Origin of the sequence: Bacillus stercoris (assembly GCF_029772985.1) — a bacterium.
GTDB lineage: Bacteria > Bacillota > Bacilli > Bacillales > Bacillaceae > Bacillus > Bacillus stercoris.
The window spans coordinates 226745-239507 of sequence record NZ_CP121861.1; the positions used below are offsets into that span (position 1 = coordinate 226745).

The 12763-nt window shown below is 44.4% G+C and carries 14 protein-coding genes; 8 read left to right on the top strand and 6 right to left on the bottom strand.

What is annotated here, in order from left to right:
• The first annotated feature begins 23 nt into the window (after positions 1–23).
• The gene (locus QA442_RS01225; RefSeq protein WP_279473469.1) at positions 24–542 is read left to right on the top strand and encodes a DUF1433 domain-containing protein; all 519 of its coding nucleotides are present in this window, start codon (positions 24–26) and stop codon (positions 540–542) included.
• A 96-nt stretch (positions 543–638) separates the two neighbouring features.
• Here QA442_RS01225 and QA442_RS01230 read toward each other — a convergent pair whose 3' ends face one another.
• Entirely contained in the window at positions 639–1331 is a 693-nt protein-coding gene (locus QA442_RS01230) for an LrgB family protein (protein ID WP_040081217.1), read from the bottom strand.
• A complete protein-coding gene (locus tag QA442_RS01235) occupies positions 1304–1705 on the bottom strand; it encodes a CidA/LrgA family holin-like protein (RefSeq protein ID WP_041521462.1) in 402 nt (133 codons plus the stop codon). The genes QA442_RS01230 and QA442_RS01235 overlap by 28 nt, the downstream gene beginning before the upstream one ends.
• Before the next feature lie 227 nt (positions 1706–1932).
• On the opposite strand from QA442_RS01235, the gene QA442_RS01240 reads away from it, so the two are divergent.
• A complete protein-coding gene (locus QA442_RS01240; RefSeq protein WP_040081221.1) occupies positions 1933–2364 on the top strand; it encodes a MarR family winged helix-turn-helix transcriptional regulator in 432 nt (143 codons plus the stop codon).
• Positions 2365–2419: 55 nt separating this feature from the next.
• On the opposite strand, the gene QA442_RS01245 is transcribed toward QA442_RS01240, so the two are convergent.
• Positions 2420–3490, bottom strand: a complete 1071-nt coding sequence (locus QA442_RS01245) for an SDR family oxidoreductase (protein WP_279473470.1) — start codon at positions 3488–3490, stop codon at positions 2420–2422.
• Positions 3491–3619: 129 nt separating this feature from the next.
• On the opposite strand from QA442_RS01245, the gene yxaF reads away from it, so the two are divergent.
• The 3 genes from yxaF to QA442_RS01260 all read left to right on the top strand — a co-directional run bounded on the left by yxaF (position 3620) and on the right by QA442_RS01260 (position 6627).
• Positions 3620–4195 carry a transcriptional regulator YxaF gene (gene yxaF, locus QA442_RS01250; RefSeq protein ID WP_071581976.1) on the top strand — a complete coding sequence of 192 codons (576 nt, stop codon included), beginning with the start codon at positions 3620–3622 and terminating at the stop codon, positions 4193–4195.
• 102 nt (positions 4196–4297) lie between these two features.
• On the top strand, positions 4298–5311 hold the full coding sequence (locus tag QA442_RS01255; protein ID WP_279473471.1) for a quercetin 2,3-dioxygenase: 1014 nt from the start codon (positions 4298–4300) through the stop codon (positions 5309–5311).
• Between the two features lie 107 nt (positions 5312–5418).
• A complete protein-coding gene (locus QA442_RS01260) occupies positions 5419–6627 on the top strand; it encodes a DUF418 domain-containing protein (protein ID WP_279473472.1) in 1209 nt (402 codons plus the stop codon).
• A 28-nt stretch (positions 6628–6655) separates the two neighbouring features.
• On the opposite strand, the gene QA442_RS01265 is transcribed toward QA442_RS01260, so the two are convergent.
• Complete coding sequence (locus QA442_RS01265; protein WP_040081225.1) at positions 6656–7111, bottom strand: RDD family protein; 456 nt, start codon at positions 7109–7111, stop codon at positions 6656–6658.
• 254 nt (positions 7112–7365) lie between these two features.
• Here QA442_RS01265 and QA442_RS01270 point away from each other — a divergent pair, with 254 nt between their 5' ends.
• A complete protein-coding gene (locus QA442_RS01270; RefSeq protein ID WP_069150660.1) occupies positions 7366–7791 on the top strand; it encodes a DUF5391 family protein in 426 nt (141 codons plus the stop codon).
• A 100-nt stretch (positions 7792–7891) separates the two neighbouring features.
• A complete protein-coding gene (locus QA442_RS01275; protein ID WP_071581974.1) occupies positions 7892–9124 on the top strand; it encodes an outer membrane protein assembly factor BamB family protein in 1233 nt (410 codons plus the stop codon).
• Positions 9125–9167: 43 nt separating this feature from the next.
• Here QA442_RS01275 and QA442_RS01280 read toward each other — a convergent pair whose 3' ends face one another.
• Together QA442_RS01280 and QA442_RS01285 are read right to left on the bottom strand one after the other, a co-directional pair.
• Positions 9168–9635: an RDD family protein gene (locus QA442_RS01280; protein ID WP_014666039.1), complete on the bottom strand. Its 468-nt coding sequence runs from the start codon at positions 9633–9635 to the stop codon at positions 9168–9170.
• A 205-nt stretch (positions 9636–9840) separates the two neighbouring features.
• Positions 9841–11178 carry an aldehyde dehydrogenase family protein gene (locus QA442_RS01285; protein WP_095431012.1) on the bottom strand — a complete coding sequence of 446 codons (1338 nt, stop codon included), beginning with the start codon at positions 11176–11178 and terminating at the stop codon, positions 9841–9843.
• A 141-nt stretch (positions 11179–11319) separates the two neighbouring features.
• Here QA442_RS01285 and QA442_RS01290 point away from each other — a divergent pair, with 141 nt between their 5' ends.
• The gene (locus QA442_RS01290) at positions 11320–12462 is read left to right on the top strand and encodes a TetR/AcrR family transcriptional regulator (RefSeq protein ID WP_071581972.1); all 1143 of its coding nucleotides are present in this window, start codon (positions 11320–11322) and stop codon (positions 12460–12462) included.
• Positions 12463–12763: the final 301 nt, after the last annotated feature.

The window sequence follows — 12763 nt, forward strand, 5'->3', positions numbered from 1 at the left end:
AAATTAAAAAAGGATGAAATACCATGTCGTTTGTAAAAAAAATACTTATAATAAGTTCTATCGTATTGGTTATTGTATTGGGTATTTCTTATGGGATAGTAAAAAAAATGAATATATCAGATCAGACAACAGAAGAGACTGGAGGTAAACAGGCAGTGAAAAAAGATGAAAAAAGCGATAAAGAAAAAGCAGAAGAATATGCAGAAAAGATGAAACCACAAATTAAAGAACATCTTAAAAAAGAAGATATACACAATTTTATTAAAACAATTACTTTCGAGGATAAAATTGAAATAAACCCAATGGGAAGAATAATAGTAAATGGATATATAAATGACAAGCCAGATAAGTTTTACTTCTCAGCAGATTTAATTTATGATTCCAATAAAGTGGACGGAATGAGTTACCCTGAGGATGTAGGTAATCGTTTTACAGATTGGAGCGAATACACCAAGAAAGAAAAAGAAGAATATATCAGAACCGCTTACCCCGATAAAAAAGAGCGTGAACAGTATTTAAGAGATATCGGAGAACTAAAATAAACAGGAAAAATGCCAGTTTACTTTTATGATGCTATCTCTAACAACCATGTAAAATAGATGAAAAAAGACTGCCCTCCGCCGGGGCAGTCTTTCTTGTTAAATATGAAACAGCCAGACGACGATTGGGCCGAAGAATGAGCCGAGCACTGCACAAAGCGTCATGGAGACGGAACTCATGGATACGGCCAGTTCCCCATATTCCAATGCTTTGGAGGTGCCTAGCGCATGGGAGGCGCTTCCTAATGCAATGCCTTGTCCAAGGGAGCTGCGTATGCGAAGCCATTTTAGGAAAAGCGGCCCGAGGATGACGCCTGAAAAACCCGCTATCATGACAAATACGACTGTCATGGAAGGGACGCCTCCTAGACCGGCGGCGATTTGAATAGCGACAGGGGTTGTGATCGACTTTGGCAGAATGGATAATAAAAGATCATGATCAATCCCGAATGCTTCTGCGAAGACCAGCCCACTGATCATTCCCATGCATAATCCGACCAGGACGCCGCCTAGAATGGGAATGCAATGTTTGACAATGATATGCCATTGTTTATAAAGCGGATAAGCCAGTGCCACAACAGCCGGCCCAAGCAAAGAATTGATCCATTTCCCCCCGATCATATAGCCTTCATACGAAACATGGAACATGATCAAAACCGCTACAATCAATATGGTCGTTGTCAGAACAGGGATCAGAAATGGAAGCGGGAATCGCTTATAAAGTTTGGCCATCGCTACATAAGCGGCCACTGTTAAAAGAATTATCATGATTGCGATACATGCTTGCTGCATTTCTCTTTCTCCTCACGTTTTTTTGCTTTTTTCTCTAATAGCTGGCTGGCGAATCCAGCCGCAATGATGGTGACGATGGTGCTGAGTACGACTGTAATCAGCAGCATCAGACCATTGAATGAAATAAGTGACGGATAGTTCATCACTCCTGTCATTGCCGGGATGAACAATAATGGAAGAAAGGACAATAAAAAACCTGCTCCGTCTTCAATGATGGAGACGGGGACAATACGGAGGCCCAGGCAGATCAGCAGCAATACCAATCCGACGATGCTTCCTGACACAGGTAAATGAAACAGGTGCTGAAGGGCTTCCCCGATCATAAAAAATACATATAATATCAACACTTGCAAGATAACTCGTATGACTTTCACATCAAGTGCTGCTCTCCAATGAGAACAGCTTCCTCCTTTCTGGTGACTTGCTTCTAGGATGGTTCTGAGGAATCGCTTTACTTTCTATTTATATGATTGTACTATACAAGTATAATAATTGATTTGGTCATATAACGACTTGTATTCATTCAGTTAATATACATTTGTATTATACAAGTATATATGATGTTGTCAATGACGGAGATTGGAATGGGGAGCGAGAGCGATTGCGAAAACAAAATCCAGTTGAATTAATTGAATATGAGCTGACGACTTTTATCAGGAGAGCCGTTTATCTGGATCAATCAGAGAAAAGAACAGGGAATTTGGAAAGATCTTCTTACTTATTGCTGAGACAATTGGATGAGTTTGGGCCTGCTCGTGTTAAGGAATTGGCAGAATCGTTCAAGCTTGATATTTCAACTCTTTCAAGACAAGCAGCTGCATTAGAGGCAAAGGAGCTCATCCATCGCTTTTCAGACCCATCTGATGGGAGAGTCAGCCTGTTTACCATTACAAAGCTCGGTAAACAAATTTTAAAAGCCGATCAGCAAAAGCGCCTTGAACGTTATGAACAGATGCTGCAAGAATGGTCAACACAGGAAAAAGAGATATTCGGCGAGCTGCTGCAGCGTATGAACAAGGCTTTTATTGATTAACAGCTAAAAACCCATGGTTCGATGGAACAGCATGGGTTTTTCTTATGGGCAGAGATTATTTGCACCGTTTGGCGGCAGCCCAAGCCACTAGTCCGGCAACAACAGCCGCCGATACAATCGGGCGCTTCGCAGCCTTCGTGTAATAGCTCCTTGACCGCATCCATCCTTTATTTGTGCCCCTGTCATGCATGCCGTAGCCCGCTTCATAAAGCGCGCGTTCTTCTCGCGGGTTGGACGGTCTTTCGGCATGCTGGCTGTGATACATGATTTTTTCCATCAGTCTGTCGGTCAGACGAGGGAAAAGCGCGCCCAGCATGGCGATGGCTTTTGCCTGTGACCCGATATACATGTCGCGCTTAGGGTGTTCGGCGGCAAACAGGATGGCTTCGGCGACTGCTTCCGGCGGATAGATCATGGAGCGGTAATGAGCCGGCTGTTTGTCAAGGTAGCTGTGTGCGTGCTCGTTATAAGGTGTGTCGATTCTGCCCGGATGGATGAGCGTTACCGAGACGGGCGCCTGTTCCTTTTCGAGTTCCATTCGGATGCTTTCCGTCCAGCCGTGAAGCGCGAATTTGGCTGACGCATATGTGGATTGAATGACCGTTCCCCTGTCTCCGAACAGGCTTCCTACATTAATAAGTGCGCCCGGCACGCCCCTGCCGGTGTAGTGTTTGACAGCCGCTCTTGTTCCGTAAACAGGCCCCCAGAAATTTGTGTCAAACATCCGCTTCATGTCTTCGACGGTGACGTCCATGGCATGTCCGAAAGTCGAGACGGCCGCATTGTTAACCCATGTGTCAAAGCGGCCAAATGTGCTGATTGCGGTTTCGGCGATGCGGTTGACGTCCTCTTCTTTTCCGACATCCGCCTTCACCCATATGGCGTCGTGCCCTTTTTCCTTTAGTTCATCAGTGAGCTCCTTCAACGCATCTTCATTTCGCGCTGCTGCCACGACCTTTGCGCCTTTTTCAGCTGCCATTCTCGCAGTGACAAGTCCGATACCGCTTGAAGCGCCGGTAATCACAATTACTTGATCCTTGAGTTTTTTCAGTTTGATCTTCGTTTTCATGCCGGGGTTCTGTTGTTCAAGCTGTTCTGTATTCGTGACTGAATAATCGTTTGCCATTGAGATCCCTCCTAGAGGCTGTTTTCTAACATTTACCCCATCCGGGAGGGTCTTACCCCTTTTGACAATCACAGGGTTCTTTTTTATATTATATAAGTCGCTCTACCATACCTAGGAGGGAATGTTTTAATGACTAGCAGAGGAGATTCACGTGAAAAAATCCTTCACACGGCGTCACGTCTGTTCCAGCTGCAAGGATATCACGCGACAGGCTTAAACCAGATTGTGAAAGAAAGCGGTGCTCCTAAGGGATCGCTTTATCATTTTTTTCCGAATGGCAAAGAAGAATTAGCAATTGAAGCGGTTACATATACAGGGAAATTGATTGAACATCTGATACAGCAAAGCATGGAGGAGTGCTCTGATCCAATAGAAGCGATTCAGTTTTTTATCAAAAAAACAGCCAGCCAATTCGACAACACAGAAAGCATTACAGGTATTCCAGTCGGTTTGCTGGCGAGTGAGACAGCGTTAATCAGTGAACCGCTGCGGACGGTTTGCATGAAGGTGTTTCAAAGCTGGGAAGCGGTTTTTGCCAGAAAATTAATGAAAAACGGGTTTGCAGAAGAAGAGGCAAATCAGCTTGGAATGCTGATTAATTCGATGATTGAGGGCGGTATTATGCTTTCGTTAACGAATAAAGACAAAACGCCCCTTCTTCTCATTGCCGAACAAATACCAGTGCTGGTGAGAAAAAAAGGGTAGCATTTTGTTATCCTTTCTCCTACAATTATATAGAACGGTCTAGTCAGAAAGTTATAGTATATAGACTGGTCTATATTGGAGGAAACGATTTATGAAAACATTATGGAAACATTATGGAAACATTCATTGCCTAAAGAAAAAATGCCGTATTTGCTCCGGAGTGGGGAAGGCGAGTGTTATTTGTTCGGCAGACAGGTTGTCACGGTGATGGCGAATGGAAGGAGCACGGGCGACCTGTTTGAGATCGTGCTGCTTTCCGGGGGAAAAGGAGATGCCTTTCCGCTTCACGTCCACAAGAATACACATGAAGGAATTCTCGTTTTGGACGGGAAGCTTGAGCTGACACTTGATGGAGAACACTATTTATTGATATCGGGTGATTATGCCAACATTCCGGCGGGGATACCGCACAGCTACCGGATGCAGAGCCACAGAACAAGACTGGTGTCTTACACGATGAAAGGAAACGCAGCCCACATGTATTCCGTGATTGGGAATCCGTATAATCACGCTGAACATCCGCCGTTCGCAAGCGAAGAAGTCACAAACGAGCGATTTGCAGAAGCTGCCGCTGTAGCGGACATTGTATTTCTGGATGAAGAAAAGCCTGCATGTTCGGCAACATTAGCGGAACTTACAGAGCTGCCAGATGGAGCCGTTCCATACGTTCTTGAATCTGGAGAAGGAGATCGATTATTGACGGGAGATCAGCTTCACCGTATTGTGGCTGCCCAAAAAAATACAGACGGCCAGTTTATCGTCGTAGTATCGGACGGCCCTAAAGGCGACCGAATCGTTGATCACTACCATGAACATCATACAGAAACATTTTATTGCCTTGAAGGGCAGATGACGATGTGGGCAGATGGCCAGGAAATTCAGCTGAACCCGGGAGATTTCCTGCATGTCCCTGCAAATACCGTTCACTCCTATCGACTGGATTCTCATTATACAAAGATGGTGGGTGTCTTGGTTCCAGGATTATTTGAACCGTTTTTCCGGACGTTAGGCGACCCTTATGAAGGCCACATTTTCCCAAGTGAGCCTCAGGCTTTGCGCTTTGATCGCGTTATGCAGAATATTGAAGCGTTGGATTTAAAGATAATGAAACCATAAAGATGACAGGATTGTAAGGTTTTCATGACTGCCTGACACCTAAATCGATGGTTCCGTGCTCCTTTTTTTCATACTCTTAAGGTACAGAAAAAAGGAGCGTGATGGCTATGTCTTCATTACAGCCGACTTTGGCAAATGAGCGGATCGGTGTGCTTGATGTGCTGAGAGGAATGGCGATTTTCGGTATCTTATTTGTCAATCTGGCACATTTCAGTTATCCGGATATGTATTTGTCTATGCTTGGAAAAGAGAATTTTTTCACAGATAAGTGGTCTGAAGCCGATTTTGCTGCCGCCGCCATACTGAAATTTTTCATCCAAACAAAATGTATTTTATTGTTTTCCTTTTTATTTGGATTTGGCATGGTTGTCATGATGGAGAGAGCCGTAAACAAAGGGAGGCGGTTTGTTCCGTTATATGTGAGAAGGTTAGCAGCGCTTCTCTTGTTTGGAACGATTCATGCCTTTTTGATATGGGACGGGGATATTTTAACAGAATATGCCCTGCTTGGTTTTATCCTTCTCTTGTTTCGAAAAGCAAAGCCGAAAACACTGCTGATATGGGCGGTCACTTTATATCTTTTGTTTTCCCTGCCGTTCATGTTGACAAGTTTTGATCAATCATACGGACAGGAATGGGTACAAGCGGTAACGCAGCAGGCAAAGCAAGCGATGCATGTTTATGGAAGCGGCAGCCTGAGGGACATTGCAGAACAGAGGATCCACGATCGGCTAGTTTACATGTCTTCGAATGGCATGCTTACGTATAATCCGCTCAACTTCTTCTTTGCATCCATTCCTTATTTCAGCATGTTTTTGCTGGGAGCTGCGGCGGCAAAGTCACGGTATTTGCACGAACCGGAAAAGCATCGGAAAGGATTAAAAAGATTATGGATGGCCGGGTTTATCATCGGCATCGGTGCCCAGGTGCTGTACAGTGTAACGGAAAAGGAACTATTTCTGCTGATTGGCGCACCGTTTCTCATGTTTTTCTATGTCACAACGGTTGTCTATCTGTATCATAAAACAAGCGTGAGAACAGTGCTGCAATCATTCTCTCCGGTTGGGAGGATGGCATTTACCAATTATCTGATGCAGTCTATTGTATGTACTTGGATTTTCTATCATTACGGTTTGGGGCTGTATGGAAAAGTGTACCCTGCTGCCGGTGTGCTCATTACGATTGCTGTTTGTGCCGTTCAAATGGTCTTCAGCCATCTTTGGCTTCTCGTCTTTCGAATGGGGCCGTTTGAGTGGCTGTGGAGAAGTGCTACGTATCTGTTGTGGCAGCCTATTGTAAAGAAAACAAAAGTCTAGACGCCTATTGGCGCTAGACTTTTTTGTATTATTTATACACGACACGTGTTTTGCAAATGATGTCATGCAGGCCTTTTTTCTCACCAAAGGCGATCATGATAAATCCAATATAAAAGATGATTCCAGATAAGATATAGGCAAAATAACGGCCAATTGCCTGTCCGATAGAAACCCGTTCACCTTGTTCATTGACCACTTTCAGGCCAAGAATTTTTTTGCCGAGTGTGCCTTGCATTTTAGATGCTGTGAGCAGTCCGTAATATAACACACTGATGACGATCATGATCAGCATAGTAGGCAAAAATGCAATCGTCATGTATGTCACCATATACTCCTCTTGGGTCATGTAAGGGTTTGCTGCCACAGCCCCAGCTACAAACACAGAATTGATAATAAATAGAATAATATAACTAGGAACAGATACAATAATGCCATCAATAAAATAAGCTAAAAAACGAATCCAAAATCCTGCTGGTTTTTCCATGTATTTTTCTCTCTCCTCTGAATTAATCTGGAATAGTATACTTTGAAAAACAAGTGCATGCAATATGATATGGTGATAAAATCCTGATATTACAGAAAAATGAGTCTTTTATCCTTTGTTTTCTACTATATAAATATACTAGAAAGAAGCGTAGCATTTGCCTGTGCATTCTGGAATTTATTAATAAATAATGAATTTTCTACTCAGCTCCCTTATAATGAAAAGGTTAATATTTCTATCTGAGGAGGAGTTTGATGTCTAGAAAAAACAGCGTGGCAATCATGACAGCCATTTCTGCGTTTCTTTTTTGCGCTGTGATCGTGGCGGCTTCACTTTCGCCGCTGGCCGGAACGGGAGCGGCGTCCAATCAGTTTAATTCAGTTGGCATGTGGTCATCTGTCGGGATGATCCTTGTCTTGTATTTCATTCCTTTTCTCATTTATATGCTCGGAGTAGATGCGATGAGATATGTCATGGCGGTGCTTTGCGGCTTTGGGCTGCTGATCCATTTGTCTTCGGCCGGTTTTAGCTTGATGTTTAGTTTCTTTAGTGACCACCTGCTTTCTGAGGTGATTTTTGTAGTCGGGGTTAGTCTCGCTGCGGCTGCTGTCAATGTTATTTGGTTTGTGGCTGCATTTCGTTCGGGTGCTGAAAAAACGTCTGCGCATACTCTTACATAGTTTTCTAGTTTGTGATGGTTTTGTGAAGTAGAATGATAAAATGGATGAATATGTTATGATGGTCACATATTAGAAAATACGTATAATGGGGGTCTCAATGATGGTTAAGTCATTTCGAATGAAAACTCTGATAGCGGGAGCTGCGGTGGCGGCTGCTGTTTCTGCCGGCGCTGTTTCTGATGTGCCCGTTGCCAAAGTGCTTCAGCCGGCAGCTGCTTATGCGGCGGAAACGGTGTTTTCTCAAAATAATGAAGCATCCGGCTTTTTGACAGGAAGATATGATGTACAAGCGATGGCGCCTGCCATGTTTAACTGGTCACGCGAAAGCCGGTTCGCCGGAAATACAGACGGGACGCTGAAATGGCAAAACGACATCAGAACGACTCCGCAGAATGGGGCGGGGGCTGTGATTGACGGAGACGGCACAGTATATCTTCATTCCAGAGACGGGGAAATGAAAGCCTTTAATCCGGACGGCTCAGTCAAATGGGTGACAGGCAATTTGGGAAAAACGTTCACACAATCCCCTGTACTCGGAACCAACGGCGTTATCTATCTGGCATCTTATGATAAAAAGATTTATTTTATCGACAAGGAAACGGGTGAGATTTTAACAACGGTTCCGTTAAGCGGCGGGCCAAGCTCTGAAACGGTGATCGGTTCAGACGGCACGTTGTACTTCTCAACACTTGATAATTATGTTCACGCGATCAAACCGACGTCCAAATCAACTTGGACAGAGCGCTGGAAGTTGAAAACAAATGGTGTCGTCAGCTCTGTGCCGGTGCTTGCCAAAAACGGCACCGTGTATGTCGGCACATATAATAATGTGTTTTATGCGATCAATTCCGGAACCGGACAGGTGAAATGGTCCAGAACGACGTCAAATGCGTTTAAAGGATATCCGGTGATTGATAAGGATGGCACTGTTTATGCGGGCAACCAAGACGGACAGCTGTATGCGTATACGTCAACAGGCAGCTTAAAATGGACATTCCCGCTCAACGGGTTCTCAAGTTCATCGCCTGCGATCGACCATAACGGCAACATCTATATCGGCTCAGGAAGCGGCGAGCTGTTTTCCATCAGCAAAAACGGGGATATGAACTGGTCATTCTACACAGACGGCCCTGTCAGAACGGCGCCGCTGATTGACGCGAAGGGAACGGTTTATTTCGGGTCAGATGATATGAAGGTTTATGCGGCGGACGCAAACGGCAATGAATTATGGAGCTATCAAACCGACAGCAACGTCGTGTCTTCTCCTCAGCTCGCTGAGGACGGAACACTTTATATTGGAAGTTATACGAAGCTGATGGCTTTTGGGAAATAGCAGAACAGGCTGGCGAGGTGATCTCGGCAGCCTGTTTTTGGTATCAATCAAGATGTTTATTTTTATAGATCACCTTTGTCCCGCAAATATAATCGTGTAATGCCAGTTTAGAGGGGAAAGCCGCCATAATGTAACCGATATACAAAATTCCTGATGGTATGTAAGCGAAAGAACGGCCAAAGCTGTGCCAAAATGAAATTCGCTCGCCATACTGATTGACAACGATGATACCCATAAGTTTTTTGCCTAGTGTTGCTTGCATTTTTGAAGAAGTCAGCAAGCTATAATAAAGAATGCCGAAGATATATATGATGGCGATAACAGGGATCGTACCGAATATCAGGATATAAAATTTATATTGATCTTCTGTCATATAGGAGCTTCCTGCATCAATGAGAGGCAGGACAATGAAGGTGTTAATTTGGATCATAATAAAAGCAAAAAAATAGATAATTAAATCATCAATAATAGAGGCAACTGCCCGAATCCAAAATCCAGCTGGCTTTTCCATGTATAATATTCTCTCCTTTGAGGTTTTCTGGGATATTATACGTTAGAGGCTGTGTGGTTTCAATGAGATATACTAGAGGAATTTGGTCTCGTAGTGAAAATGGTATTTTATCACTATGCATTTCTTTATTTTACCTTTTTGTCTTTAGGTTAATAGAATGATAAAAAGAGAACCTGCAAGTTAATGCAGATTCTCTTCACTACAATTATTTAGCGGCTTGAATCAATACACCCTTCTCATGAGAAAACTCTTTGAATCCGTATACCCCATGATAGGAGCCGATTCCGCTTGTGTTGACGCCGCCGAACGGCAAGTTGACGTCGCTGAAGTGAACGACAACATCATTGATGGCGGCATTTCCTGATGTCGTGTGCTGAAGGACGTTGTCAATCAGGTCTTGGTTTTTGCTGAACACATAAAGTGCAAGCGGTTTATCGCGGTCATTTACGTAATCGATGACCTCGTCGATGTCTTCATAGTTCATCATTGGCAGGATCGGTGCGAAGATTTCCTCCTGCATGATTTTCATGTCAGACGTGACGTTTTTCAAAACGGTTGGTGAGATCGTGCGGTCGCTGGCATCGAATACGCCGCCGAACACCACTTCCGCCCCTTTTTCGATGGCATCGTCGAACAGATCTTTGACGCGGTTGAAGTTGCGGTCATTGACGATCTGCGTAAATTTGCTGCGGTCTGGGGTATGATCATCCTCCATAAATCCAGCGTTGACGACTGTTTGTAAAATCCCCGCGAACCTGTCCTGAACGTCTTTTTTAATGAACAGGTAATCAGGTGCGATGCAGGTTTGGCCGGCGTTTACGAATTTCCCGACGGCGATCTTTTTTGCTGCGTCCATCAGATCGTATTCACTGTCAATGATCGTCGGGCTCTTGCCGCCAAGTTCAAGTGTGACAGATGCCAAGTGTTTGGCAGCCGCTGTCATGACGATTTTTCCGACATTTGTGCTTCCGGTGAAGAAAATATGGTCGAATGGCTGATCCAGAAGTTCGGTTGCCACCTCAACCTCTCCTTCAAAAATCGCGACTTCTTTTTCATCAAAAGCATCTCGGATTACTTTTGCGGCAATGTTGCTTGTGTTCATCGTAAAATCGGACAGCTTCACAATCGCGCTGTTTCCGGCTGCGAGAGAAGCGGCAAGCGGCGCCATTGTCAGCATAAACGGATAGTTCCACGGGCCAAGGATGAGTGTGACGCCTTTTGGCTCGTACATGAGGATCCCATTTGCCTCGGGGCTTAACGATGAACCGACTTCTTTAGGCGCCATCCATTTTTCCAGGTTGTTCATATTATCTCGAATTGCTTTTTTTGTTCCTTCGATTTCCGCTTTTTTGACCTCGTGATATGGTTTGCGAACGTCTTTGCGGATCGCTTCGATGATTTCTTCCTCATGGGCGATGACGGAATCTAAAAAGCGTTGAAGCTTTTCTCTCCGCTGTTCCGCTGTTGATGCCCGCAATGCTTTTTGCTGTTTTTTCTGAAGCTGAAAGACACGCTGGATGTCGTCTTTTATTTGCTGTTCCATTGTAAATCCCCCTCATTTGCTTTCTTCTTTTCTCGGACCTATTATAAAGTGGTACCTTTTCTATAAGAAAGACAACGGTGAACCATCTATACGTTACCGTACATATATCGAATATCTGTCTAATGACTGGGGGGTGTTTTTGTGGCGGAATCTGCTGAAGCTCAAGTGAAACAGGCGCTGCTTGCTTTATTGGAAGAAAGAGATATTCAACACATCACAATGAAAGAAATCGCTGAAAAGGCCAAAGTGAGCCGCGGGACGCTCTACCTTTATTATGAAGACAAGTTCTCCATTATTGAGGATGTGGTCGAAGACATGAAGGAAGGGCTGGGCGAAGCGCTCTATGACGCCTTCAAGCATATGGACACACTCCATTTAAATAAAAAACGGCACACCGTGCATCCGACTCTGTCCTTTGTCCACGAGCATCGATCCTTTTTTGGCACGATGATGAATAGAGGACAGTTTCATCGTTTTTTTAAGGAGGTGTTTCAGCAGGATGTTTTGCTGGCTCCGGTCAATGTGAATCTGACGCCGATCGAACAGGAGATTTACGGACATTACCGGGCTTTGTACACGTACGCGATTATCCTCTATTGGCTGAATGAGGATGCGGACGCGTCTCCGGAAGTTATCAGCCAAAAGGTATGGGAGCTCGTTTCTCAAAAGCGGTTTTATTGGCTGTTTGGACAGGCCCCGTCAAGGAAGCGGCAGGAGGACAAGCAAATCGACAGGCGTGTGGTTCGAACGAGAGAAGCGCTGCAGAGGGCTTTGCTGGACGTATTGGCAGAGAAAAAAGACTATACGGCCATCACGATTTCTGACATGACCCGGAAAAGCAATATCCGCCGCGCAACCTTTTATGATCACTATGCCAGCAAAGAGGAATTGCTGCAGACCATGATTCAGCAATCATGTGCGGAGATGATAGATCACCTGACGATTGCCTCAAGTCCGAATGAGCTTTCCTTCGAAGAAGCGGAGGAGGCGCTCGCCGGCCTGCTTTCTGCTTTAGACCGCATGCCTATTGTCCATTTGCTCAATCGGGACTGGGTTGTTCCTCATGTGATACCCGAGTTGCTCAAAGCGTTGGAATCATTTTATCTGCATCAGCAAACTAATATTCCTGCGGAGAAAAAGCTTTATGCCTATTATGTATCGGCGATGATTATCGGGCTGATCTTGTATCGGCTCGATGAAGGGAAGGCGCATGCGCCGGAAGTGCTGGCGAGGGAGTTTTTGCAGTTTTTGGATGTGAAGAAGTATAAGGTTGTGTTGCTTTGAAGTGCCCGGAGAACTTGATCCGGGCTTTGGGTCGTTATGATACTTGGTCTTTTGATTTTCTTTCTTTTAAGGTGAGATTTAGAAATAGAAGAGACAAAAGAATAAAAACAATATTCACCGTCCAAGACTTCCAGCTTACAGTGGGGGACAATACTGTATTGAAGAAAAGGCGAACGATAGAAGAGAATAAAAAGAGTAAAAATAACAGTTTGTTTTGAGACATGATTCTAAAAGTCCTCTACCTTTCTTATAAAAAATAAAATGCCTCAAAGCAGATCCGCATCTGCTTTTGAGACATATA

Coding starts and splice junctions, on each gene's coding strand:
- QA442_RS01225 (WP_279473469.1), top strand. CDS start 24: ATGTCGTTTGTAAAAAAAATACTTATAATAAGTTCTATCGTATTGGTT.
- QA442_RS01230 (WP_040081217.1), bottom strand. CDS start 1,331: ATGCAGCAAGCATGTATCGCAATCATGATAATTCTTTTAACAGTGGCC.
- QA442_RS01245 (WP_279473470.1), bottom strand. CDS start 3,490: ATGGCAAACGATTATTCAGTCACGAATACAGAACAGCTTGAACAACAG.
- yxaF (WP_071581976.1), top strand. CDS start 3,620: ATGACTAGCAGAGGAGATTCACGTGAAAAAATCCTTCACACGGCGTCA.
- QA442_RS01255 (WP_279473471.1), top strand. CDS start 4,298: ATGGAAACATTATGGAAACATTCATTGCCTAAAGAAAAAATGCCGTAT.
- QA442_RS01260 (WP_279473472.1), top strand. CDS start 5,419: ATGTCTTCATTACAGCCGACTTTGGCAAATGAGCGGATCGGTGTGCTT.
- QA442_RS01265 (WP_040081225.1), bottom strand. CDS start 7,111: ATGGAAAAACCAGCAGGATTTTGGATTCGTTTTTTAGCTTATTTTATT.
- QA442_RS01270 (WP_069150660.1), top strand. CDS start 7,366: ATGTCTAGAAAAAACAGCGTGGCAATCATGACAGCCATTTCTGCGTTT.
- QA442_RS01275 (WP_071581974.1), top strand. CDS start 7,892: ATGGTTAAGTCATTTCGAATGAAAACTCTGATAGCGGGAGCTGCGGTG.
- QA442_RS01280 (WP_014666039.1), bottom strand. CDS start 9,635: ATGGAAAAGCCAGCTGGATTTTGGATTCGGGCAGTTGCCTCTATTATT.
- QA442_RS01285 (WP_095431012.1), bottom strand. CDS start 11,178: ATGGAACAGCAAATAAAAGACGACATCCAGCGTGTCTTTCAGCTTCAG.